We start from the raw sequence: 25,285 nt of genomic DNA on the forward strand, positions 1-25,285 counted from the left end.
GGTGCGTCCGCTGTGCCGGCGTGACCGGTACTCGGCCAGCCGAGTCCCTCTCGTGTGGTCACTGCCGGCGCCGCCACTACCCATCGGGGCGGTGTACCCGCCCGCAGCCGCATTGCGCAGGACGGAGACCCTCTCGAAGCAGGTTCCGCGACGCCACCGCTCCCCGACGCCACCGCTCGGCGATGTCACGGCTTCCGAACGTCTCTGCTTCCGGACGTCTCCGCCTCCCGCACAGCGCCCCCCAGGTCACCTCGAGGCTGTGGCCCCGTGCCCGGACTGTGGCCCCGAAGCTGGGCTCAAACTTCCCCTGCTGTGACTGTCCGTGTCGGCAGTGGGGTTGGTCGGCGTCGCTGGGTGGCGATCCTGCCGCTCGGTGTACAAATGCCCGGTCCGGCCTGGATGCGCCCGCGGTGTCCGGACGCGTCCCGCCGCCCGCTGGAATCCGGGCAGCTCCGGGGCGGTGTGAGTGGTGGCGGGTGGTGAACCGGCCGTCGTCGGCGCGGTGGGGATCGGGGGAATCGGATGCCTGACTCGTCCGCGCTGGACGTTCTGATCGGCCTCGCGCTGCTGTTCGCCGCGTTCAGCCTCGCCGTGTCGCGGATCAACGAGGCCGTGCTGGGCCTCGTGCGCTACCGGGGCCGCCGCCTCGAGTCGGAGCTGCGCCGGCTGCTCGGCGGCCGCCCGCCGGGCGGCGCACCGTCCGATCCGGGGGGCCCGCCGCCCGCGGACGTCGCTGCGGAGTTGCTCGACGGACCCCTGCGGGCCATGCGTACCGCCGGCCGGGACGAGGTCTCCGCGGACATGGCCGATCATCCGCCCGAGCAGCGAACCTGGGCCGCGGTGAGCCGGGCCCGTCGGCTGCGGTTGCCCTCCTACGTGCCCTCCACCGCATTCGCCCGGGCGCTGCTCGATCGGGTCGACCCACCCGCCCGGGCCATGCTGGCCCAGCTACGCCCGGACGGGCTGCCCTCGCACATCCCCGATGAGACCCGAGAGGCCTACCAGGCCGCGTACGAGGCCGCGCGGCGCTCGCTGGACGAGGGGTCCGCCCTGGCGCTGTACGCCGCGATGCCGGCGGACCACCCGACTGGGCGGGTCGTGGCCGCCGCGCTGGTGTCCGCCGTCGGCGGCGGGACGGTCGGCACGCTGGAGGACGGGCTGGCCGCGTTGCCGCCGTCCCTCGCGAAGGACGCGCTGACCGCGGCGGTGGTCCGGACGGGCGGTGACCGAGAGAAGATCATCACCGAGGTGGCGCGGTGGTATGACGAGGCGATGGACCGCCTGTCCGGGTGGTACAAGCGGCGGGTCGCGGTGTTCCTGCTCGTCTACGCGATCGTGCTGGCCGCCGTGTTCAACCTCGACGCGGTCGCCATCTCCCGCGCACTGTGGCAGGACGGGACCGTGCGCGACGCGGCGGTGACCGCAAGCCAGAGCCAGATCGGCCAGCCCGCTGATGTCGGCCACTCCACCGCGGGTTCGGGCGAGGCGGGTTCGGGCGACGCGGGGTCCGGTGGCGCCGGGGCCGGTGACACGAAGGACGCTGCGCAGTCCGGCGACCAGGAGAACGGCGATGCCTCCGACGCCGGTGTGGGCGACGCCGGTGTGGGCGACGCCGTCGAGAGCGCGATCAGGTCGGTGCGGGACGCCTCCGGCCTCGCCCTGCCGATCGGGTGGGTTCGGACGAGCGACGACCGCGATGACCCGAGGGAGGTCCCGCACACGGTCGGCGGCTGGTTGCTGAAGATCGCCGGACTGGCCATCGCCTGCTTTGCCCTGACCGCCGGAGCCCCCTTCTGGTTCGAGCTGCTGGGACGGCTGGTCAACATGCGCGCCGCCGGGCCGAAGCCGCGGTCGGCCACCAGCGGCTGACCGCGTGGGGCTGCGGTCTCGCGCTGCCGGTGGCCCCGTGTCGCTGGGCGTTGACCGGGCCGCCCGATCGGAGGAGCGTGGCGGGCGATGACCGAGCCCACCGCGTTCCACGAGGCCGTGAGTGCGATCAGCTACCCGATGGTGATCGTGACCGCGGCGGTGCCCGACGGGGAACGCAGCGGCTGCCTCGTCGGCTTCCACACCCAGTGCAGCATCGAGCCGGCACGGTACCTGCTGTGTATCTCGCGGGCCAACCACACCCACCGGGTTGCCCTGGCGGCCAGCCATCTCGCGGTCCACCTTCTCGACGAGGCCGACGAGGAGCTCGCGACGCTGTTCGGCGAGCAGACCGGCGACGAGATCGACAAGTTCGCGCGCTGCGCCTGGCGGGAGGGCCCGTTCGGACTGCCCGTCCTCGCGCAGCCACTCGCCTGGTTCGCCGGCCCCGTTCACACCCGGTTCGGCGTCGGTGACCATACGGCGTTCGTCCTCGAACCCGTCGACGGCGCGGCCGGCGGGCCGTTCACCCAGCTCGGCTTCCAACAGGTCCGGGACATGCAGCCGGGCCATCCGGCCTGACGGCTTCGGCCGACGCCGAACGCGGGCCCGCGCCGCGGGCAGACCGCCGCGGTGCCCCGCCGTCGGCGGTCCGGCGAGGAGGACCGCGCGATTCCGCGGCGCCGGGGCACTAGCGTCATCGTCCGTGAACACTTCTGTGCCCGGGCCGGCCGCGCAACCGGTCGGCTCCGACCCGCTCGCCGTCACCCCCAGCCCGGTCGGGGGGGATCTGCTCGCCGGTCTGGACGGCGTGGGTGGACGGCGGGTCACCGACCCCGAAGCGGTGCTCGCGGACCTGCATGCCGATCCGGAGGCCTTCAGCCCACTCGGGGGCCGGCCCATCCTGATCGTTGACGCCGCCTCCCCGGCCGCGATCAGGGTCGGTGAACTCGGCCGCCGGCTGCCCTGCGTCTGCGCCGCCGTGGCCGAGGATCTGCGGTGGGTCCCTGACGGCGTCGCCACCTGCGGCTTCGACATCCTGCTTACCGACGAGCCGGGCGCGCCGCAGCCGTGGGTGACCGCCCCGGACGGGATCGACTCCGCGGTGGACGCGCTGGCCGCCGCGACCGCGGCGAACCCCTACGCCGCCGTCGCACTCGTGCAGTTGCTGCGCGTGAGTACCGGCATCGACGTGCGCGATGCGGTCGTCGCCGAGTCGTTCGCCTACTCGGCGTTGCAGGCCGGCCCGGAGTTCGCCGGCTGGCTGGCCCGCCGACGGGCCCGGCAGAGTGCGCGCGCGGCGGCCCGGCCCGGCCTGGACCCGGCGGCCGCAGCCTCCGCGGCCGCCGTCCCGCCCGCCGACAGTGCGCTTGCGGCCGACGTGGCGACGGATCCGACCGCGACCGCGACCGCGACGGCGACGGCGGCGGCGGCCAGAGCCGAGGCCGGACCGGCCGTCCTGATCGAGCGGGACGGTGCGGTTCTCACAGTGATCCTCAACCGGCCGCGGGTGCACAACGCCGTGAGCATCAGCCTGCGTGACGGGTTGGTCTCCGCCTTCGGGCTTGCCGCCGCCGACAGCGAGCTCGCCGAGATCCGGCTGGCCGGCACGGGGCCGTCGTTCTCCAGCGGTGGCGACCTGACCGAGTTCGGCACGATGCTCGATCCGGTCGGCGCCCACGCCGTGCGAACCACCCGCAGCATCCCGTTGGGCCTGCTGGCCACCGGGCTGCCGGTGACCGCCTACGTCCACGGGCTCTGCATCGGCGCGGGTGCGGAGCTGCCCGCGTTCTGCGGCCGGGTCGTCGCCGCCCCCGACACCACGTTCCGGCTGCCGGAGGTGGCGATGGGGCTGGTCCCCGGCGCCGGGGGGACCGCGAGCATCCCGCGGCGGATCGGCCCGCAGCGGGCCGCCTACCTGATCCTCAGCGGCCTTCCCATCGACGCCGAGCAGGCGTTGGCCTGGGGGCTCGTCGACGAGATCGCCCCGCGGGCGGTCATGCCCGGCGCGAGCCGCTGACCGACCCGACCCGACCCGATCCGACCGCCCCCGGGCGTGCGCGCCGTGGCGGGAGCAGGGGTCAGCCGCCGACGTCCGGGTGGATGCCGAGCTCGTCCAGCCGGCGCCACAGGCCGTCGAGCGTGCGGGTGGGATGGCGGTAGAACTCCGAGCCGCGGATGCGGAGGAACGTCCAGCCGAGCCGCTCCAGGATCCGTTGGCGGCGCAGGTCCGCCTCCCACTGGTCCGGGCCGTGGAACCGGTCGCCGTCGCATTCGACGGCGAGCCGGGGGCCGCGCACGCGCCCGCCGGCCGAACCACCCCTCGCGCCGTCCGTCCCATCCGTCCCGATCCCGCCGGCGCTGGACGCCGTCTGGCGGGATGCGCCTTCGACGACGAGGTCGATGCGGTAGCGGCCGACGGGATGCTGGGGGCGGACCCGGTAGCCACGGGCGAGGATCTCGCGCAGGACGGCCCGCTCGAACTCGCTCTCGCAGCGGTCGGCGAGCCGGCCCTCGGCCTGCGGGGTCGCACCGGCGTAGGCGTATTCGATGAGCTGGCGGCGGATGTCGTCGTCGCGCAGCGTCGCCGGGTCGACGGTGTGGAACACCCACATCTGGTTGCGGGCGCGGCTGGCGGCGACGTTGACGCGTTGCAGGTCGCGGCGGCGGGTGGCCGCCGAGCGGTTGTCGTCGGCGACGATGGAGACGAACACGACGTCACGCTCGTCGCCCTGGAACTGGTACGGGTCGCCGACCCGCAGCGCCCGCCGGGAGAACTCGCGCTCGCCGAGCCGCTCGATCAGGGCGTGCTCGATGAGCCTGGGCTGCCCGGCGCCGAGCAGGGTCACCACGCCCATCGTCATCCCGTCGTACGCGGCGTCGGCACAGCAGGCGACGATCTGATCGACGATCGCCCGCGCCTCCGCCGGGTTGGCGTCGCCGAACCGGGTCTGCGTCCGGGCGCCGTCGGCGACGCGCACCGGGCGCAGCGCGGCGCCGATCGCGAGCTCCGGATCCTCCCGCAGCGGCAGGATCTGATGGTCGTAGAAGCGGTTGGAGAACCCGATGATGTCGGGCAGGCAGCGGAAGTGCTCCTTGAGCACCACGGTCCGCGGGAACACCCGGGTGGCGGTGTCGTAGAGGCTCGCCTCCACGTCGAGCAGCGAGCGCTGGGCCACGTCGGGCAGGTGGGCGTCGATCAGCGCCCCGACCCGGGCCCGGTCGATCCCGACGGCCTCCGGGCTCGTCTGGGCGTCGTCGCCGACGACCACGGCGCGCCGACCCAGGCTCAGCACGCCGAGGGAGAGGATGTCGCACTGGCTGGACTCGTCGACGATCACGACGTCGAACAGGTCGTCGGAACCCGGGTCGAAGCTCTCCATCACCCGGTACGTCGGCATGATCCACACGGGCACGGCGCCCATCGCGGCGCGCATGTGCGCGCGGGCCTGCGCCCGCCAGTGCGGGGCGTACTTCCCGGTGCCCTTCCCCAGTCGGTCGAGGGCCTGCACCCAGCCGGTGAGCGCGCGGCGCTGCGGGTCGCCGAGCCGGGTGGCGAGCCCGAGGCGGGCGGCCCGCCGCGCGGTGTCGAGCACGAGCCGGCGGGCCTGCTCCGAAGCGTCGCCGAGCTGACGGCCGAGCACCGCCAGGTCGCCGTCGGCGTGCAGGTCGTCGAGCCAGGTCTGCGCCTGCCGCCAGCGCCACGCCGCCGCGGCTCGCGCCGGGTCGCCGCAGGCGGCGACGTCGTCGGGCCGATCGAGGATGACGTCGGCCCACAGCGGCGCCACCGCAGCGAGGCGCTCGGACAGTCGCGTGCGCGCGACGGCGTCGGGACGCAGCGCCGCCAGCCGGGCGGCCTCGTCGAGCAGGGCATCCCAGCCGGCGAGGTCGCGTCGGGTCAGTGCCTCGTGCAGCTCGCCCCACAGCCGTCCGGACCGCCGGCCGCGGCGGCCCTCGTCGAGGGTCCGCGCCAGGGCCGCGAGCCGGTCGGTGACCTCCTGTTCGCGGCGCCGTCCGGCCGCCGTGGCAAGCAGGTCGGCAAGCCGGGACAGCGTGGCCGGATCATCGCCGTCGACGGTGCCGGGAGCGACGGCGCGCAGCCGGGCGGCGAGCTCCGGTCGGGCCCGACGTTCCCAGTCGACGGCGTCGGCGAGGTCTCGGGCGGCCGCGTCGAGCCGGCTGAGGATGTCGGACGCACCCGCGTCGACGGGCTGGCCACCGAGCGCGGCGGCGATCGCGTCGTGGCGGGACACCGCCGCGGCCAGCGCCTGGCGGCGGCGCACCTCGGCCTCGGCCACGGCCACGTCGTCCACCGTGTGCGGGACGAGCTCGTCGACGCGCACCGCGTCGCGCAGCTCCCGCAGCTCCCGCCCGCCGAGCCGCGGGATGCCACGGCCGGCGGCGTAGCGCTCGCGCAGCTCCCCGAGCAGGCGCAGGTGCACCCGCGGGTCGCCGTCCGGCACCTGGACGGGATGGCCGAAGGTGCGCGCGGTGAGCCCGCGCAGCTCCGTGACCTCGGCGGCCAGCGCCGACGCCTGCCCGGCCCAGAACTCGGCCTGCGCGCCGGAGGCGGCACACTGCCCACGGGCGGCGGCGAGCCAGCCTGCCGACAGCCGCACCGCCCGCTCGGCGCCGACCCGCGTGTCGTCGACCAGCGCGCGCACCGCGGCCTCGCCGAGGGCGTCGAGCGCGGTCACCGACAGCCCCGCCTGCTCGAGGTCGGCGAGGCCGTCTCGGACCTCGTCGAGCTCGGCGTGCAGCCGCGCCAGGGCGACCGCGTCCGGCAGGGCGGCGGCGTCCGGCTGCTCCTGGTCGAGCGCCCGCGCGTCGGCGGGACTGATCTGACGCGCCGTGCGGTACAGCGACGCGAGTTCCGCCGGGTCCAGCGGCAGCGCCCGGGTCGGGTCGAGCCGGTCGGGGATGAACGACAGCTCGCCCGCCCGCTCGGCGAGCCACGCCGCCACCGCCGGGGCTCGTTCCCGCCCGTGCGGCAGCTCGAACTCGCGGGCCTGGGCCGCCAGCAGATCGACCATGCGCAGTTCGAGGGTGCGGGCGTGGGCGCGGGCCGCGTCGAGCTCCTCGGCGAGCGCCTTGACGGCCGCCGTCTCCCGCGCGGGGTCGACGTCGCTGAGCGCCCCGGAGATCTCCACCACGGCGGCGCGCAGCTCGTCGAGGTCCGCGCGGCTCGATCCCAGCACGGCGACGCTCAGATCCCGCAGCTCCGGGGGGATCTTGTCGCGCAGCACGCCGAGCGCCTGCTCGTCCTGCGCGGTGACGAGCACGCGCTGCCCGTGGGCGACGAGATGGCAGATCAGGTTCGCGATGGTGTGGCTCTTGCCGGTGCCCGGCGGCCCCTGCACGGTCACCCCACGGGAGCCGGCGAGCTGGCGGGCGATCCGCTCCTGGTCGGCGTTGGTCGCCAGCGGCATGAGCAGCCGCTCACCCAGGCCGACCGGCGCGCCGACGCCCGGCCACGGCTCCGGCCGCGCGCCCGGATCGTCATGATCCCGGCGTCCCGGGCCCGATGCCGGCCCGGCGCCGCTGTCGGCCAGTGCGTCGCCGGCCAGCGCGTCGGCGACGAGGGCCTCGTCGGCGACGACGGCCGCGATCGCCTCGGGAACGACGTCGCGTTCGGCGAGGGCGGTGCGCAGGTCGGCGTAGAACTGCGCCTGCAGAGCGGGCCGCGGCCGCGCGTACAGCGCCCAGGTGTCGACGAGGACCGGTGCCGCCCCGGGCGACGGCAGCCCCGGCCCCGCGACCAGCCGGGCGTCCAGCCCGAGCGGTGCGATGACCTGGCGGAACACCTCCGCGCGGCCAGGCGCGTCCCACGGGTCCACCGGCGCGGCGCGCAGCCGGTCGCGCAGGGCGGAGAGCTCGTCGAGGCCGGGCAGCCCGAGGCCGTGCAGCGGCTCGGTCTCCAGGCTCGTCGGCCCGTCGGGATGCAGGCGGATGACGCCGGACTCGGGATCGAGCGTCGTCACCACCCGGGTGACGAGCAGCGGATGGCTGATCACGGCGTCGCCGACCCGCCAGCACAGCACGCCATGCCCCCACACGAGCTCGGTGGTGGCGTCGTCGCGCTGCAGGGCCAGCCGCAGGTCGAACAGGCGCTGGTAGAGCGCGCGGGCGTCGCGCGCCGCGCGTGCCGCCGGCGCCCAGGGCCGCCAGACGTCACGCACCCAGGCAGCCAGCAGCTCCGCCCGGGGGTCGGGCTCGTCCAGCGGGGCCGGCGTCGAGTGCCGGCCGGCGTCGGCCGGTTCGCCGGGCCGGGCCGCCGCCGCTTCCGTCTCCGCCGCCGCGAGTCCGCCCGCCGCCGCGAGTCCGCCCGACGACGAGGCCGTGTCCGCGGGGAAGACTGCCTGCGCCGGGACGGCCACCGTCGCACCATCGCCGACGGCGACGTTCGCGCCGACGCCGACGATGCCGCCGCCTGCCATGCCGCCGGGCCCGCCCGAGGGCGTGGGGGAGGGGATCGTGGGTGGCGTGTCGGGGTTCACCCCGGTCGGGCCGAGGATCGTGTCGAGGGCTCGGGGCCAGGCGGGTGGCCGCGGCGGCGCCGTCCGGTCGATCTCCAGCCACGAGTCGCGGCGGTTCGACGGGCCGAGGCGGACGTCGGCGTGGGCGGGCACGGCGGCCGGGACGATCGGGGCGGGGGAGTAGTCGGCGAGCTGACGGCGGGGGGCGCCGCGCCGCTCTGCGGCGAGCGCGGCGAGGTAGTCCAACAGCCGAAGCGACCGGCTGCGCACCAGGTCACGGGCGGACAACGGACATCGGCTCCTCGGACGGACGGCGGGGTCAGGGCGCGGCGGCCGCGGCCGGTTGTGGTCCGCGCCTCCGCTTGAGGCGACACTACGGCCTACGTCCGACAACATCGCCGGTTTCCCGACCGCCGAGAGGCATCGGGCCCCAGCACCGTCCCGATCCCCAGGCCGACCTCCGTCTTCGCCGAGGGGACCGGTGCCCGGGAGGATGGCCGCCCTGGACGGGAGACTCTCATCCACCAGTGTCGTGGACGATCACCGGCAACGGCCGGTTGCGGTGTGCGGGAGGTGTTGCGGCGAGATGTGCACGGTCCGCGGGCTCAGACCGTGCATTGCGTACCGCACTTGGCCCCGCCCTTGTCGACCATGGGTTCCGCGGAACCGCATATCGGTCTCGACCCCGATGATCTTGGTGTTCCGCGGAACCGCGCCCGCGGCCGGGTGGATCCCCGTGCCGAGTCGATGATCAGCAGGTACTGTTCCCGACCGCCACCGGCCACGCGTCGACGTCCAGCATCACGGCCGGCGCTGTGGGCGACCTGGTGCGCCCGGTCCGGGCCGCAGCCGGAGCGCCACATCCGGTGATAATTTGATGCACTGTGAGTGTAGGGGGACGAAGAGTCACATTGATCGGTGTACTCGTCGTGCATCCAGGCATCGAATGCGGCCGACGCCGCCACCGCGTTCCAGCGATCGGATGGACATCCGCAGTGAGGCGGTTCGGGTGCGGGTCTTCCTGAGCCACACCGGCGAGCTGGGCCGGCTTCCCGCCGAGCGGTCCTGGGTGCGGGCAGCGACCGACGCTGTGCTGGGGATGGGGTTCACGCCGCGGGACATGGCCTACTTCGCCGCGGCCGACGTGCCGCCCGCCGAGGTGTGCGAACGGGAGGTCGCCGAGTGCGACGTCTACGTGGGCATCATCGGGTTCCGGTACGGCTCCCCGGTCCGCGACCGGCCAGCGGTCTCCTACACGGAGCTGGAGTTCGACACCGCGACCCGGCTGGACAAGCCGCGCCTGTTGTTCCTGCTCGACCCGGACCGTGTCCTGGGCGGGTATGAGCTGTTCATCGACCCGTCCTACGGCGACCGGCAGGAGGCGTTTCGCAGCCGGATCCTCGACAGCGGCGTTACTGCCGGCAAGGTCACCAGCCCCGCCGACCTGGAGTCCCAGCTCCTGCGTGCGCTCGCTGCCCTCGCTCCGCGAGCGGTCGACTCGTCCGGCCCCGCGGAACCGCCCATCGAGGAGGAGATCCGCTGGTTGCCGGATCTCACGGGCCGGGAGGTCGACCGCGGGGAGCTGGCACAGGACGTGGCCCGCAGACTCGTCCAACCGGGTGACGAGGCGGTCCCCGCGCCGGCCGTCGCCCTGCACGGCGCCGGCGGCTTCGGCAAGACCACCCTCGCCCGAATGATCGGCCATCGCGACGACCTCCGCGCCCGCTACCCCGACGGGGTGCTCTGGGTCGGCGTCGGCCCCGAACTGGCCGGGGTGCCCCTTGCCGAGACCGTCAACGGTCTGTCGCGCCGCCTCGGTGACCGCTCGGCTGGCTCCTCCGATCCGGCGCAGGCCGGGATGCGCCTCGGCGAGCTGCTGGCCGAGCGGCGGATGCTGCTCATCGTCGACGACGTGTGGACTGCCGACCAACTTGCGCCGTTCCTGCACGGGGGACGCCGCTGCGGGCGGCTCGTCACCGGGCGCGACCGATCCGTGTTCCCGCCGGAGGCGTCCGTCGTCGCGGTCGACGCGATGGCCCGGGAACAGTCGATCGGCATCCTGACCGCCGCCGAGCCCGACCTCGACGCCGCCTCCGCTGACTCCCTCGCTGCCCGCTGCGGCGACTGGCCGCTGCTGCTGGGCCTGGCCGCCGGGGCGATCCGGACCCGCGTCGGCCGCGGCGTCCCCATCGCTGACGCCGTCACCGCGACCCTCGAAGGATTCGCCGCCGCCGGACCCGTCGCCTTCGACGACGAACGCAACCGCGCCCGCTCGGTCGCCGCCGCCATCACGGCCAGCATCGACATCCTGGCTGCCGGCAGCGGCCCCGACCGGGTCACCCGCTACCACGAGCTGGCGATCTTCGCAGAGGAGGCGGTCATCCCGCTGCCGGTGCTCGAGCGGTTCTGGGCCGCGGGCGCCGGCTGGACAGCCTGGCAGACCGGCCGGTTCTGCGAGCTCCTTGACGAGCTCGCCCTGGCCCGCCTCGGCCAGGACCCGCCCGGTCTCACTGTGCACCAGGTCATCCGCGAGCACCTGCGCCTCGCGCTGGGTGACGAGCTGCCCGCGTGCCACGCCCGTCTGCTCGACGCCTACCGCCGCGACCTGCCCGCCATCGACGGCCGCACCGCCTGGTGGCTACTGGCGGAGTCCGAGACCTACCTGTGGCGCCACCTGATCACGCACCTGCGTCAGGCCACCGGCCCCGGCCCCGATCGCTCGGCCGAGCCTCGTCCCGACGCTGAGCCTCAACTGGACGCCGAGCCTCGGACCGATGGCAAGCCCCGGGCCGGTGGCGAGGCCGAGGCGCTGGTGCACGACCTGCGCTGGATCGTCGCCCAGTTCGAACGCTCGGGCCCGATGGCCGTGGAGACGGAGCTGGCCCGCTCCGCCGACCCGCACCTCGGCCTGCTGGCCGAGGTGATCGCACGTTCTCTCGACGTGCTCACCCCGGCCCCCGCCGCGGATGTCCTCGCCGCGACCCTGCTCGCCCGGATGGCCTCGGACGAGCGTCTGCACGACCTTGCGGCGACGTTCACCGCGACCGTCGGTGGCGTCCGACTCACCCCGGTATGGCCGCATCTCGACCGCCCCCACGATGCACTGAGACGGATCCTCTCCGGCGGCGACGGCGACGCCTCCACCCTGGCCGCCTCCCGTGACGGTCAACGGCTGTTCGTCGGTGAGCGGTCGGACTTCTGGGGGGTGCGGCCGGGGGAGGTCCGGTTCTGGGATGTCGCGAGTGGTCGTCTAGAGGGCGGCGTGCGCGGACACTCCCGCGGGGTGTCCGCGGTGGCGGTCCGAGATACCACCCGAGGGCTGCTCGCGATCGCGGATGGCCTAGGCCGGGTCAACGTCTGGGACATGAGTTCCGGCACGCGCCTGTACTGGCTCGACGGGTCCGGCGGCAGAGTCGGTCACCTCGACTTCATCGGGGACGGTCGCTGGCTGTTGGTGGGCCGTTCCGATCGCGCTGTCCCCGCCGATGACGATTCCGGTAACGGCATGCCGCCGCCCGCCGTCGAGGTCTTCGCCAGCCGCACGGGGGACCTGTACCGCAGTCTGCCGGGACCTCAGGATGAGCTGGCCGTCGCCCCCGACGGCTCCTGGCTGGCTTCACATTCGACCGACGGTCTCGTCCGGCTGTGGAGCATCGCCGAGGACACGGTCTTCGGCGTTTTGCCGGGTGCGAGGTACCAGGGGCCCGGAACCTCTCTGGCGGTCTCCTCCGACGGGCTGCTTCTCGCGGTCGCGTCCGGACGGGCGGTGTTCGTCTGGGAGGTCGCGACGCGCTCGCTGCGGGTAAGCCTCACCGGACACGAGGGTGCAGTGTCGGCCGTCGCCTTTCTTCCGGACGGCATCAGACTGGTCACCGGCGAATCGGAAACGTCCGATGCATCCTCGGACGAGGCGGGCGGACGGCTGTACGTCTGGAACATTCTCGATGGATCGCTTGTCGCCCGGTTGGCCGGACACGCCGGTGGGGTCGGGCCGGTCGCGGCCGCTCCCGGCGGGCAGTGGGTCGCCTCCGCCGAGGCCGTTGATCCGCACCGAGCGGGACGCCGGGGGAGGATTTGCCTGTGGGATGCGGCCGACTGGAGTCTGAGTAGCGTCCTGACGGGGCATCAGAACAAGATCGCGGGTCTGATGCCGGCGCCGGACGGCTCCTGGCTGGCCAGCAGGGAACGGCACAGTCCGGTAGTGCGCATCTGGGATGCCCGGCTCCGGACGGCGACGACCGTCGCAGAGCGCGACATTGATGACGCGATCGATGTGGCAGGCGACCCGCTTGGCCGCAGGCTGGTGTCGGGGCATGGCAACGGATCGGTGCGTGTCTGGTCTCCGGCCGGCGAGGTCGTGGCGCAGGCTGCCACCGACGACGCGGTGCGGGTCGTTCTGAACTCCCCGGACGGCCGATGGTGCGCGTCCGCGCCGGCTCGCGAGCGCTCAAAGGGTCGTGACCTGAGTGTGTGGGCTACCGAGACCGGGGAGCTGTTGTCACGGTTCCCGGCAGAGGCCTCCAGCCGGGTGGACTGGGGCGCGGCGCCCGACGGGAGCTGGCTCGCTGTCCGGGAGTTCGAGCGGGTCCGGGTCTGGAACCCGATCTCCGGCGGGCTGATCGACGAGCTGGCGACCGAGGGCCACGCAGTGAAGATCGCCGTATCGTCGCTCCCGGCTGGACCGACGGACGCCGCGATGCTCCTCGTCGCCAGCGCCCCGAGTCACCTGAGCGAGCGCTGGCGGATATCGCTGTGGACGGCGGCCGATGGGAAGGCCTTCGGGGTCGTCCGCACGTTCGACGGCGGAGTCCATCACCTCGCGCTCAACGCCGCCGGGCGGGAGATCCTCGTGCTGGACGACAGCGCCACGCCGACCCGCCTCGATCTGGACTCGCTCGAAGTCAAGGCGAATCCGCCTGGACTCGGTCCGACCCAAGGCGTCCAGTACCTCCCCGACGGTGCGGGGTTGATCGTTGTGGACGGCACCGGGAGAGTGAACGACCCGCCAGCGTCCATCGCGGTCTGGGATCTTCGTGGCGGGACGCGGACGTGGTCGTTCGACGGGCATGTGGGCGGGGTGACGGCGTTCTCGGTCAGCGGCGATCAGGCGATGCTCGCGTCGGTGGACGAGGCGAACGTGCTGCGGGTGTTCGACCTGCGTTCGGCCGAGCGGGTGGCCGCCCTGCGAGTTCGCGGGCGGGTTGACACCTGCGGCTGGCTTGGCGAGGCGTGGGTCACGCAGCGTATGGACGTTCGGGCGGGGCGGATTGCGGCTGTGGCGCCTCGACGTCCCGGGCTGAGCGTGCGCGGTCGCGGCTGGTCCGAGCTGGTCCGGCGGGCCTCCGGATGGGGCCGGCTTATGTGTCCGGACGGGGCTGGGGGATGCCGGAGGTCCGGGCACGGCGCGGCGGTCGGTCCCCACCGACACGCTCGCCATCGCGTCGGTGGCCGCCGCGCCGTGCCTGGTTGGCTCCGACCCGATCCCTCCACGGGTCGCAGCCGTCTGCGTCGGGTGACGCCGCATCCTTGACCGCGGGTCCGTGTCGGACCCCGGCGGTGCGACGATCCCGAGCCCGGTGTCAGCCTGTCGTGCCCCCGTCCGGGTGCCGACCAGCAGGCGGCGTGGACCCGGCGGCGACCGTCCGAGTGGGCCACTGCGGTGGGCGTGGCCCGCCGATCCGGCCGTGCCCGATGACGTGCACCGTGACCTCCCCGTCCGCTGCCGTGGTCGGCGTGAGCGTGGTTTGAGCTTCCTGGATCGGGCGGCGACGGGGCAGGGGCGAGCGGACCGTATCCGGGGCGCCGAAGGGCCACCGCCGCACCGGTCCTATCGGCCCCCGGGCAAGGGGTCCGACGTCCCGCTGCCCAGCGGGATCGCCGGCGTTGCCGGGAAGGATCGGCCGGCCGACGGGCGGCATCCCCGACGATCGGGATTCGTGGCCCTGAATGCCGGTGGCCGGCGTTGTCGGCACCGCCCGTCCGGGCGGTGGACGGCCGGCACTGTGGGGTGTGATCTGGGTGGGGCGGTCGAGTCGGGTTCCCGTCCGACCGGGAGGGACCATCCATGTCCGGCAGATGCCAGCCGGATCGCGTCACGGCGCCCCCGTCATGTTCCTGACATGCCTCGGTGACAGTCGGCGGACCACGAATCGCACCGCGAATCAGGACTATTCTGTGCCGAATTGTGGTGGGGCGGGTGCTCCGAGTGCAGAACGATTCGCGGACAGGACGGCCCACGGGCAGGACGGCCCGCGCGCGGGGCGGCTGGAGTACAGGGCGTTCGGTGGACAGGACGGTCGCGGAACAGCACAGGCTGCGGGCGCTGGCTGCCCCCTGCGGAGGTGGTGGAGCTGAGCCAGGTTGTGCGGTGGCGCCGTGGGTGGAGCGGTCGGGCGCCCACCCGCCTGCGCAGCGTCGGGCCGGGTTTATGCAGGTCCGGCCGGTTGGGCGGTCTTCGACCGCGCGGCGACGGCGGTCGGTGACGTGGCGGGCGGCCCGGGCCTCGAGCGGGCACCGAGGTGTCCGCCGGGGACAGGTTCAGGGTGAGTTCGACGGGCGTTTCGCCGGTTTCCGGGTGGTGAAGCGCATGTTTCGGTGCGCTGGTGGCCGGGTTGACCCGGCGATGCCCCCGTGACGGCTGGTTTGGCCCGGTAGTCTCGGTCTGGAAGAACTGGGATGATCGGCGGCGTCCGTCGCCGGCTCGCCCGGGGTATGTATGGAGCGAAGTCACCAAGAGACGAAGCGCCGAGTGAGACGTGAGGGCCGGGCAACGGTGGGTGCGCCACTGCTTGTGGATAATGCCGATCTGTCGGTGAAGACCCTGGGGGCCTGCCGGATAGATTCCCCTCTTATGCCGCTGTTGGGGGAACGGCCGACGACGCAGCATTACATCGACGAGGCGGACAAGGTCCTTTACGACGACACCACGTCGATGATCGCCGCCCGGGAGGTCGATCTCGCCGACCTACCGGGGTTCGAACCGGCCGGCCCGCGCCGGAAGATCTACTTCGACCCGTCCAAGACCCGGGTCGGCATCGTCACCTGCGGAGGCCTGTGCCCCGGGCTGAACAACGTCATCCGGGGCCTGGTGCTGGAGCTGACCTCGCACTACCGGGTCCGGCGGATCTTCGGCTTCCGCAACGGCTACCAGGGCTTCATCGCCCGCTACGGGCACGACGTCGTCGACCTGACCCCGGAGAGCGTCGCGAACATCGACGACGACGGCGGGACGATTCTCGGCAGCTCCCGTGGCCAGCAGGACCCCGGTGAGATCGTCGACTGCCTCTCCCGGATGAACATCAACATTCTGTTCGTCATCGGCGGGGACGGCACGCTGCGGGGCGCCAAGGAGATTTCCCGGGTGGCCACCGAACGCGGCGAGAAGATCGCCGTCGTCGGCATCCCGAAGACGATCGATAACGATATCCCCTACATCGATCAGAGCTTTGGCTTCCAGACCGCCTTCGGCAAGGCGGCAGAGTCGATCCGTGTTGCGCATGCCGAGGCGACGTCCGCCCCCGGTGGCATGGGCGTGGTCCGGCTGATGGGTCGGCATTCCGGCTTCATCGCCTGTTACGCGACCCTGGCGAAGAGCAACGCCGACGTCGTGCTCATCCCGGAGCTGCCGTTCAAGCTGGAGGGCGAGGGCGGCCTGCTGAACTACCTGCGCCGCCGCGTGGTCGAGCGCGGGCACGCGGTCGTCGTCGTCGCCGAGGGCGCCGGCCAGGAGCTCATCACCGACCAGCCGGAGGGCTCCGACGCGTCGGGCAACCGCAAGCTGCACGACGTCGGTCCGGTGCTGTCCCGCCGGATCACCGAACACTTCGCCAACGAGGGCGTCGAACTGAACCTGAAGTACATCGACCCCAGCTACTTGATCCGCAGCGTCCCGGCCAACCCGTACGACAACGTCTACACGATCCGGCTCGCCCACGCCGCCGTGCACGCCGCGATGTCCGGGCGCACCGAGATGGTCGTCGGCCGCTGGCGCCGCCGCTTCATCCACATCCCGATCGGCCTCGCCGTCAGCCAGCGCAACCAGGTCGACCCCGCCGGCGACCTGTGGATGTCCGTCCTCGAAGCCACCGGCCAGCCCCTCCACTTCGAGTAGCCCCCACCGCCTTGCCTTGCCTTTCCAGAGGGACGAATCGGACCCGAAACCCTCTGGAGGGCAAGGTTCCCGTCCATGGCCGGGGGCGACCCTGTGATCGACCTGTCGGTGATGGCGGACTGTGGCTGTCGATTGCCGTGTGTCATGGCGTGCGGTCACCCGGCTCGCCCGTCGGCGCCTGCCTGAGGAGAGTGTCGCTCTCCGGGGGCCACGATCGCATTCGAGGTCGAGGCGGTGGGTACCCCCGATCCCGCCCGAGCCGGCCGACTTCACCCGACACCCCGCCGGACCCCGCCGGACCCCGCCGGCTCCACCCGAGCCGGCCTGGGCCAGGCCAGTCACCTGTTTCTGACATCGAAGCCACGTTCGGGGAGCCGCGGCCGCGGCTGATCGCCCGTGTCCCCGACGCCGCCGGCTCCGGCCGAACGCCCCCGGGTTGGCGCCGGTTGCCCGCTTCTGACAGCGCGGTTATGTTCAGGATGCTCTATTCCTCTCCCCGACGGGGGTGCACCCCGCCGGCCGGTCCCGAGCCGCGGGCTCTGACGATCCGCGTGCCACGGGGCGGCGACGGCGCCGTCGCCGTACGAGGACTTGCTGCAGAGCCGCGATGACGAGGAGCTACATGGACACGACCCCCGCCTCCTGGGACGAGACCACCGATGTCGTCGTGGTGGGCACCGGCGCCGCCGGGCTCACCGCGGCGGTCCGCGCCGCCGACGCCGGGGCGCGCGTGCTGGTGCTGGAGAAGACCGCCGTCGTCGGGGGCAGCACCTCAGTCTCGGCGGGGATCGTGTGGGTGCCGCTGAACTCCCACCAGGCCGAGTTCGACATCTCCGACACCCGGGAGGAGGCGCTCGCCTACATCCGGCGGCTCTCCGGCCGGGTGGCCGACCCCGAGCTGCTCGAGCTGTGCGTGGACCGGGGCGCCGAGATGCTCGAGTACATCGAGACGCACACCCCGCTGAAGATGACGACCATGGCGAAGTACCCGGACTACTACGCCGCCTACGACATCCCGGGGAAGAAGTACGGCGGGCGTTCGTGCGAGCCGCTTCCCTTCCCCGTCGGCGAGCTGCTCCCGGACTGGGCCGCCCGCATCCAGACGAAGGTGGCCGTGCGCGGTCAGGTGGCCCGCAACATGCTCGCCGAGGACATCGGGCAGCGCGAGCGCACCCCGGAGGAGCTGGAGCGGCGCAACCGCGAGGACGTCCGCACGAAGGGCAGCGCCATCGTGGCGGGTCTGCTGCGCGGGGTGCTCGACCGCGGCATCGAGGTGCGCATGCAGACCCGCGCCGAGCAGCTCCTCGGCGAGGACGGCGTCGTGCGCGGGATCCGGGTCACCGCCGCGGACGGTACGACGTCCACCATCGAGACCAGGCGCGGTGTCGTGCTCGCCAGCGGCGGGTTCGAGTGGAACCGCGAGCTCGTGTCCGCGTTCATCGGCTTCGAGCTCTACCCGATCAGCCCCCAGCACGCGACCGGTGACGGGCAGATCATGGGCATGGAGGCCGGGGCGCTGCTCGGCAACATGCACTCGTTCTGGGGTTCCGGCGCGATGATGGACCCGACCGACCTCACCCTGGGCGTCCCGCTGCCGACCTTCGACGACGCCCGGGCGGCCGGCGGCACCATCATCGTCAACTCCCACGGCGACCGGTTCGTCAACGAGGCCCAGCCGTACCACGACTTCGCCCACGCCTTCGGCGAGTTCGACGCGACGACCATCGACTTCCCGAACGAGATCGCGTGGATGGTCTTCGACGAGGGCGTCCGCTCGCGCAAGCAGATCCTGTCGTTCAAGCCCGGCGACCCCATCCCCGACTGGGTCGTGACCGGCGAGACCATCGCCGAACTCGGCGAGAAGCTGGGCATCGACGCCGACCACCTCACCGAGACCGTCGCCGAGTTCAACAAGTACGCGGCCGACGGCGTCGACCCGCGCTTCGACCGGCCGCGCGGCATGACCGGCTCCAAGATCCGTCCCGTCGACCGCGCCCCGTACTACGCCGTGCGCATCTACCCGGGAACGCTGGGCACCAACGGCGGCCTGCGCACGGACGTCAACGGCCAGGTGCGCCGCGCGCGCGGCGGGGTCATCGAGGGCCTGTACGCGGCGGGCAACGCCGCGGCGAGCCCGCTGGGCTGGGGCTACCCCGGCGGCGGCACCACGCTGTGGACGGGCATGACCATGGCCTACGTGGCCGGCGAGCAGGTCGCCCACAGCCGGGCGCCCGTCGGCGTGGCCTGAACCGTCCGACATCGAGGCCGGGTCCGCACCGCGGGCCCGGCCTCGCTGCGTGCCGGGTCAGTTCGCCGAGGGGTCGCTCGTCGGGGGATCGTTCATCGAGTCGGCGTCGAAGAAGGTGCGCAGGCTGCGGATGAGACCGGCGTCGTCGAACACGAAGTGCGTGGTGACGACGTTCTCGAGCCCGCCCCGGGCGCCGGCGTCGATGACCGACAGCGTCGTGGCCACCGCCTCGTTGCCCACCACCGCGACGCGGTCGAGCCGGAACGTGACCGACCAGTCCGGGGGAATCCCCTCGACGAAGAACCGGTGCAGGGCTTCGGCGCCGCGGGCGACGACGTACCCGGCCGGATCCTCCACGAGGCAGTCGTCGCTGAACAGCGCCTCGCGGCCCGCGACGTCACCCGCCGCGTAGCTGGCGTAGTACGCGGCGACCCGTGCGCGGACGTCCGCCGGGCTGATGGTGGCCGGTACCGACGACACGAGCTTGGCCAGCAGCCGACCCGTGGATCCCTGGGCGGTCATGCGGCCACCGTCGACGGTCCCGCGATCGTGTCATCATTGATCGACGCCTTGCGCACCTGCACATCCCTTCGACGCGTTCACCCTGAACGTCCCCGCTCGCGCGGCATCTCCACCTTGCACCACCGGCGCCTCACGGGCACGCCGGGCGATGCGGGGATCTGGTTCGAACCGCGGGTGGTCGCCGAACGGAATGCTGTATCACCGTGCTGGCGCGCATCCCCGCAGGCGGCGGCAGCCGGGCCCGCGCCCGGCGCAGCCCGTCACGGGTCGATGTAGCGGTCGATCCACACCGCCGGTTCGTCGTCGCCGAACAGCCGCCGCCGCTCCTCCTCGTCCTGCTGGCGTTCCTGCTCCCGGATCTTCTCGACGGTCTCCGGCGAGAACTTCGTGAATCCCCGAATCTTCTCGTTGTGCTCACGGTCCAGGCGGGCCTGGTACTCCTCGTCAGTCTCCTCGTCAGGCATGGTCATCTCCTCTCGCCACGGTCTTCGGTTCTGCGCTTGCGATGTCCAGGGGCAGCTGGTCATGAGCTGCTGAGGAGTGCGGACCGGCGTCGCCATACAACGTCGCTGGACCGGTGGCGGCCGGGTTGATGTCCCGCTTGCGAAGAAAGCTCTGCCAGCCGGCCTGATCGACGATCTCCAACTCGCCGCCGAGTTCCTTCGCCGCGATGACCTTCTCTTCGCCGTTCGTGTCGAAGAGGACGGCGGTGTCCACGCGGTCGATGTACTGGCTGAATGCCTCCGCGAATCCGCGGTGCGCCGCGAGGAGTCGGTCGACCGGTACGTACCGGCCGGTCTCCTCGCCTCGGGTCATCGCGCGTTCGATGGCGATCTCCACGTCCGCGATCGCGCCGTAGAGGTGAACCTGGTATCCGCGCGCCTTCGCGGCGTCGATACGGGCGATGCCCTTCTCCGCGTCGGCGAGAACGCTGTCGAAGATGATGTCGACCCCACGGTCCAGTGCCTCGGCGTATGCCTGCTTGGTGAGCGCGCTGCTCTCCTCGTGGACGACGTCCGCGGCGCGCGGATCACGCAGCTTCCTGATCTCCTCGAACTCCGGAATCCGCCTCTTGACGTCGTCGGGGTCCAGGCGCACCACGTTCTCCGCCGGCAGGATGGTCTTCTCGGTGAGTCCCACGGCCAACCGGCTCTTGCCGGATCCCCCGCCGCCACCCAGCAGGTAGAGGGCGGGCTGACCCCGCTCCTGGGGCTGGACGTCCCCCATCAGATCCGTCACGATCTTCTGTCGCAGTGCGAGGCGTTCCGGACTGTTGTCGCTGTCCCTTGGCGTCAGGCGCGAATCGCCGCGATCTAATGTCGGTAGTACCCCTCGTGCCGCCCATCGCACCGCCGAGCGGGCATCCGGGTCCGCTGGTCTTTCGGTCGGCGCCCGGGGTGTGGTGTCGGCGCGGGCATCGGTGTGGGTCTGTGCGGCGGTCTCGGCGTATTCTCCGCGGTCGGACGAGTCTCTCCGGATGGGGGGCGCCCCGCCGCGTGATTCGATGTCCGCATTCTCGCCGGTCGTATATTTGCCGGGCGGCCGCTTTTCGCCTCCGGGCGTTCGATCCCTGCGATCCGCTGTGTTCTCCGGTGCGGCGGTCTGGCCGGGCTCACCGTCACCGGCTGGGTGAGCTGCCGCGCGGTCCGGATCGAGGAGGCTGAGTTTCCGGTCGAGCTGCTGGCGCCTGTCCTGGTCGCGGGTGCGTGGCGCGTCGCCTGTCTCGACCTGTTCGGACGCGTTTTCGGCGCGGTGGATCTCAGCGGGAGTCATCGCGGCGCTCTGGCCGAGTATGGAAGTGTGGTCATGCATTTCCCCCGGGGCAAGCATCAGCCCATTGACGCAACCGGGAGACCGTAACCCTTTTCGCGGCGCGGAGAAACCGATACCGTCATCTCCGTAGTCGTCGATCTTCGAAAATCCGACGGCGACTCCGTTGCGTGACTCCGGTCGGCATTGGACGCGAAGCATTCACAGCCGTCGGGTCGGGCGTCGTCCAGTTACTAGGACCTGCGGGAGGAATACCGAGATTCGACGGGCGCCCCGAGGCTCGGGCATCGCGGAAACTCCTGCTCGGCGGCATAATCGATCTCCGCGATACCCGTTGCCGGTCGGACGGCGATCGTGCGTCCGGTCGGTGTCGAGCTGCTGACAGTGCCGGTCGATCGGCGCCCGTTCGGAGGAGGGGATCGGTCCTTCTGTGGGATTCTGGCTACCTTTAGTAGTTCCTGGAAGGTGGGGGATGTCCAGGCGGAGGATCAGGGGCGCGCCAGCCGGGCGATGAGGGTGGCCCGCACGACGGGCCATTCGGCGCCGACGATCGAGTAGTAGGCAGAGTCGCGAGCCGTGCCGTCGGAGGCGAGTACGTGGGCGCGGCGGAGGCCCTCGAAGCGAGCGCCGAGTCGTTCGATCGCCGCGCGGGAGCGGGCGTTGCGCGCGTCGGTCTTCAGACACACCCGCAGCGCCGCCCAGATGTCGAAGGCGTGGCCGAGAAGCAGCAGCTTCGCCTCGGTGTTGACCGCGGTGCGTTGGGCCGACGCCGCCAGCCACGTCCAGCCGATCTCCGCCACCGACGGCAGCTCGCCCGTCGACGCCGACGTCTCGGCGGGGCTGGCCGCGGCCGCGCCGCCGGCCGAGGTCGTCCACGTGACGGTGGTCGTCGTGGTTGTCGAGGTGTGGGCGGCCGTGGATCCGCCCGACGCCGTCGCCCAGTGGAACGAGGTCGTTCGGCCCGCCCCGCCGGCCGGGTCTGCACCGGCCGGGTTCGCCGTCGGCCGCCAGAAGCCTAGGTCGAGGAAGCGGGTGGTGCCCACGATCCGGCCGGCGCTGCCGGAATCAGCGCTGCCGGAATCAGCGCTGCCGGGACCAGCGGGCCGCTCCCGGAGCACGAACGGGACCGCCAGGCCGCGCTCGCGTTCCGCGATGGCCGCCGCCACGTACCGGGCCATCGCCTCCTGGGTCGCCGGGACGTGGGTGAGGCCGTAGGTCCGCCGGTTTTCGGTGGCGGCGCGGACCAGGCCGTCGACGTGGCCGGCGTCCATCGGCTCCAGCCGCACACGGCTGCCGGCGAGTATCGGCGTGGTCCAGGCGGGGGGTGTCCCAGGCATGGTGCCAGCATGGCGGTAGTCGGTCCGGGCCCACCACCGGTTTTCTGGCGTTCTCAGCGCAGGCCGGAGCGGACGAAGGCGTCGATGACCTGGCGCTGCATGGCGAGGTACAGCGCGAACACCGGCAGGCAGGCCAGGCCCGAGGCGGCCATCACCGCACCCCAGTCGTCGCCCTCGTCGGTGAGGAAGCCGCGGATACCGAGCTGGATCACCGAGTTCGCGCGCTGAAGCACGAGCGCGGGCCAGAAGTACTCGTTCCAGGCGGAGATGAACAGCAGGATCGACAGCGACGCCAACGCCGGGCGTAGGTTCGGCACGACCACCGTCCACAGCGTCGTCCACGACCCCCGGCCGTCGATCCGGGCCGCGTCGAGCAGCTCACGCGGAAACGCCTGCATGTGCTGGCGGAGCATGAGCACGGCCAGCGCCGAGCACAGGTTCGGCACGATGACGCCCGCGAGCGTGTTCAGCAGGCCCAGGTTCGACAGCACCAGATAGTTGGAGATCATCGTCACCTGGAACGGAATGAGCCAGGTCGCCACGAACGCCATGAACAGCACGGTCCGGCCGCGGAACTCCCAGGCGGCGAAGGCGTACCCGGCGAGCAGACAGACGACGAGCTGGCCGGCGGCGGTGACGACGGCGATGACGAGGGTGTTGCCGAGCAGGCCCGCGACGTCCAGGCTGTCGAAGACCTGCCGGTAGTTGCCGAGGCTCAGCGGCCAGGGCAGCAACGACTGGTCGAAGGTGTCACCGCGCCGGCGGAACGAGCTCGCGAACATCCAGTACACCGGGAAAAGGCTGATCAGGCTCAACAGGGCGAGCATGGAGTGGCTGGTCGCGGCCCGCAGGCGGGATGTCCGCACGCTGCTCATCGTGTTCGTGTCCTCGGGTCGGCGGGGCAGACGGGCGTCGGTCGGGGCGGCGCGGCACCGGTCAGTTGTCGGCGAAGCTGTATCGGTCGGCGAGTTTCACCAGGAACGCCGCGACGACGGCGAAGGCGGCGAAGAACGCGATGCCGGCGGCCGAGGCGAGACCGGAGTCGAGGCTGCGGAAGCCGTACTCCCAGAGCAGGTAGTAGATGTTCGTGGAGGAGTCCGCCGGCCCGCCCTGGGTGAGCACGTCGAGGAGCGGAAACGTCCACTGGCCGGACAGCAGCACCGTCATGAGCAGCATGAACAGCAGCGTCGAGCGCAGCAGCGGCAGCGTCACCCAGCGGGTCACCTGCCAGCGGGAGGCGCCGTCCATCTCGGCCGCCTCGGCGTAGTCGGCGCTGATGCCGGTCAGGCCGGCGGAGATGACGAGGGTGGCGAAACCGATGATCTGCCAGGCGCAGATGGCGAGGATGGCGAGCAGCGCTGTCCGCTCCTCCCGCAGCCAGTTGTAGGAGCCGAGCCCGAGAGTGTGGTTGACGATTCCCTTGGGGTCCAGCAGCCAGCGCCACACCGCGGCCGTGGCGACCGGCGCCATGAGCATCGGCAGGAAGATCAGTGCACGGTACGTCGACCGCGAGCGACCGCCCAGGTTCCGGATTCCCAAGGCGATGGCGGTGGGCAGGATGATCGAAAAGGGGATCAGGCCGAGCATGTACCAGAGCGTGTTCTCGGCGGCGCCGCGCAACTGGGGGAGGGTGAACACCCGCCGGTAGTTCTCGAGCCCGACGTAGGTCCGCGGCGAGGTCGGCAGCAGGTTCCAGTGGTAGAAGGAGAGCTGGACGGCCTCGACGATCGGTTTGTAGGTCCACAGCACCAGGCAGGCCAGGCCGGGCAGCAGATAGAGATACGGCGGAAGGGCGCCCAACGCGCGCCGGGCGAGCGGCGGGCGGGCCGCCTGGATCCGCTGGGCCGGGATCGCCACCGCGGCCCCACCGCCGCCGGAGATCCTCGCGGCGCCGGACGGCGCGACTTCGACAAACACGGTTTGGAACTTCCTCTCCGGCAGGCGGACGCCGCCCCCGTGCGGGGCCCGGTCGGGTCCCGCACGGGGGCGGTGCGTTCCCGTGCGCTCGGGTGGGCCGTCAGAGGGCGGCGTGGGCGGCGTGGTCGGTGTACTCGGCGGCGTGGCGGCTGAGGTCGTCCAGGCTCATGTCGTAGACCACGTCGGCGGTGCCGATCGGCACCGTGGTGGCCACCGCGCCGGCCGGGTAGACGTCGACCCGGGTGTACTCGCCGCCCACCAACCCGGTCATCCGGTCGGCGGGCCCGACCACCTGGGCCCGGTAGGCGGTGGCACCCGCCACCCACACCGGGACCCCGCCGAGCACGCCCGCCGACGCGTGGTGGGCATGCCCGGTCAGCACGATCTTCACGTCGCTGCCGGCGAGGACGGCCGCGAGGCGTTCCGGCTCGGCGAGCAGCAGCGTGTTGACCGCGGTGATCGGGGAGGGCACGGGCGGGTGGTGCAGGGCCAGCACCGTCCCGGCGGGCGCCGGCGTGGCCAGCTCGTCGGCGAGCCAGCCCAGTTGGGCGGCGCTGAGGAAACCGCCGTGCTGGCCCGGCTCGGTGCTGTCGAGAACGATGACCCGCAGGTCGCCGACCCAGTGCGTGTAGTCGTGCGGCTCGGTGGTCGGCTCGACGCCGAGCAGCCCCGCCCGGAACGGGCCACGCGCGTCGTGGTTGCCCATCCCGTAGAGGACCGGCACCCCCATCCGGGCGGCGACCGGCTCCACGAGTTCCCGCAGCCGCCGGTAGGCCAGCGGATCGCCGCTGTCGGCCAGGTCGCCGGTGAGCAGCAGGACGCCGACGTCCAGCGGGGACGCCTCGATTTGGGCGAGGACGGCCGAGAGCACGGCGTGGGTGTCGACCTTGTCGTACAGCAGCTCGCCCGGTCGGACGATGTGGGTGTCGCTGATCTGGATCAGGGTGTGGGTGGGCGTGTGGGCGTTCGAGGCGGGCAGGGGGAGCACGGGCGTCCCTTCCGCGGACGTGGCGGGCATGTCCGTCGGGGTCACTTGTCC

14 protein-coding genes are annotated in these 25,285 nt (G+C 72.6%); 6 read left to right on the forward strand and 8 right to left on the reverse strand.

What is annotated here, in order from left to right; translation table 11 throughout:
• Positions 1–522: 522 nt before the first annotated feature.
• The 3 genes from AC5R91_RS30875 to AC5R91_RS30885 all read left to right on the forward strand — a co-directional run bounded on the left by AC5R91_RS30875 (position 523) and on the right by AC5R91_RS30885 (position 3,886).
• On the forward strand, positions 523–1,869 hold the full coding sequence (locus tag AC5R91_RS30875) for a hypothetical protein (RefSeq protein ID WP_495394799.1): 1,347 nt from the start codon (positions 523–525) through the stop codon (positions 1,867–1,869).
• Between the two features lie 87 nt (positions 1,870–1,956).
• Complete coding sequence (locus AC5R91_RS30880; RefSeq protein WP_495394800.1) at positions 1,957–2,448, forward strand: flavin reductase family protein; 492 nt, start codon at positions 1,957–1,959, stop codon at positions 2,446–2,448.
• Positions 2,449–2,572: 124 nt separating this feature from the next.
• Complete coding sequence (locus AC5R91_RS30885; protein ID WP_495394801.1) at positions 2,573–3,886, forward strand: enoyl-CoA hydratase/isomerase family protein; 1,314 nt, start codon at positions 2,573–2,575, stop codon at positions 3,884–3,886.
• Between the two features lie 61 nt (positions 3,887–3,947).
• Here the strand turns inward: AC5R91_RS30885 and AC5R91_RS30890 are convergent, their stop codons facing one another.
• Positions 3,948–8,630, reverse strand: coding sequence for a PDDEXK-like endonuclease domain-containing protein (locus tag AC5R91_RS30890; protein ID WP_495394802.1), 4,683 nt, complete (start codon positions 8,628–8,630; stop codon positions 3,948–3,950).
• 694 nt (positions 8,631–9,324) lie between these two features.
• Between AC5R91_RS30890 and AC5R91_RS30895 the strand changes: the two genes are divergently transcribed.
• From AC5R91_RS30895 to AC5R91_RS30905, 3 genes are all read left to right on the forward strand, one after another.
• Positions 9,325–13,872 carry a DUF4062 domain-containing protein gene (locus tag AC5R91_RS30895; protein ID WP_495394803.1) on the forward strand — a complete coding sequence of 1,516 codons (4,548 nt, stop codon included), beginning with the start codon at positions 9,325–9,327 and terminating at the stop codon, positions 13,870–13,872.
• Between the two features lie 1,242 nt (positions 13,873–15,114).
• Positions 15,115–16,452: an ATP-dependent 6-phosphofructokinase gene (locus AC5R91_RS30900; RefSeq protein ID WP_495398095.1), complete on the forward strand. Its 1,338-nt coding sequence runs from the start codon at positions 15,115–15,117 to the stop codon at positions 16,450–16,452.
• 607 nt (positions 16,453–17,059) lie between these two features.
• Complete coding sequence (locus AC5R91_RS30905; protein WP_495394804.1) at positions 17,060–18,700, forward strand: FAD-dependent oxidoreductase; 1,641 nt, start codon at positions 17,060–17,062, stop codon at positions 18,698–18,700.
• Positions 18,701–18,757: 57 nt separating this feature from the next.
• On the opposite strand, the gene AC5R91_RS30910 is transcribed toward AC5R91_RS30905, so the two are convergent.
• The 7 genes from AC5R91_RS30910 to AC5R91_RS30940 all read right to left on the reverse strand — a co-directional run bounded on the left by AC5R91_RS30910 (position 18,758) and on the right by AC5R91_RS30940 (position 25,264).
• Positions 18,758–19,222, reverse strand: a complete 465-nt coding sequence (locus AC5R91_RS30910; RefSeq protein WP_495394805.1) for a nuclear transport factor 2 family protein — start codon at positions 19,220–19,222, stop codon at positions 18,758–18,760.
• A 260-nt stretch (positions 19,223–19,482) separates the two neighbouring features.
• Positions 19,483–19,686: a hypothetical protein gene (locus AC5R91_RS30915; RefSeq protein ID WP_495394806.1), complete on the reverse strand. Its 204-nt coding sequence runs from the start codon at positions 19,684–19,686 to the stop codon at positions 19,483–19,485.
• Complete coding sequence (locus AC5R91_RS30920; protein WP_495394807.1) at positions 19,679–21,193, reverse strand: zeta toxin family protein; 1,515 nt, start codon at positions 21,191–21,193, stop codon at positions 19,679–19,681. The genes AC5R91_RS30915 and AC5R91_RS30920 overlap by 8 nt, the downstream gene beginning before the upstream one ends.
• A 287-nt stretch (positions 21,194–21,480) precedes the next feature.
• On the reverse strand, positions 21,481–22,329 hold the full coding sequence (locus AC5R91_RS30925; protein ID WP_495394808.1) for a GNAT family N-acetyltransferase: 849 nt from the start codon (positions 22,327–22,329) through the stop codon (positions 21,481–21,483).
• Between the two features lie 53 nt (positions 22,330–22,382).
• Positions 22,383–23,204 carry a carbohydrate ABC transporter permease gene (locus AC5R91_RS30930; RefSeq protein ID WP_495394809.1) on the reverse strand — a complete coding sequence of 274 codons (822 nt, stop codon included), beginning with the start codon at positions 23,202–23,204 and terminating at the stop codon, positions 22,383–22,385.
• A 61-nt stretch (positions 23,205–23,265) separates the two neighbouring features.
• Complete coding sequence (locus tag AC5R91_RS30935; protein ID WP_495394810.1) at positions 23,266–24,246, reverse strand: carbohydrate ABC transporter permease; 981 nt, start codon at positions 24,244–24,246, stop codon at positions 23,266–23,268.
• Between the two features lie 100 nt (positions 24,247–24,346).
• The gene (locus tag AC5R91_RS30940; RefSeq protein ID WP_495394811.1) at positions 24,347–25,264 is read right to left on the reverse strand and encodes a metallophosphoesterase; all 918 of its coding nucleotides are present in this window, start codon (positions 25,262–25,264) and stop codon (positions 24,347–24,349) included.
• Positions 25,265–25,285: the final 21 nt, after the last annotated feature.

The organism is Frankia sp. BMG5.60, assembly GCF_059428125.1.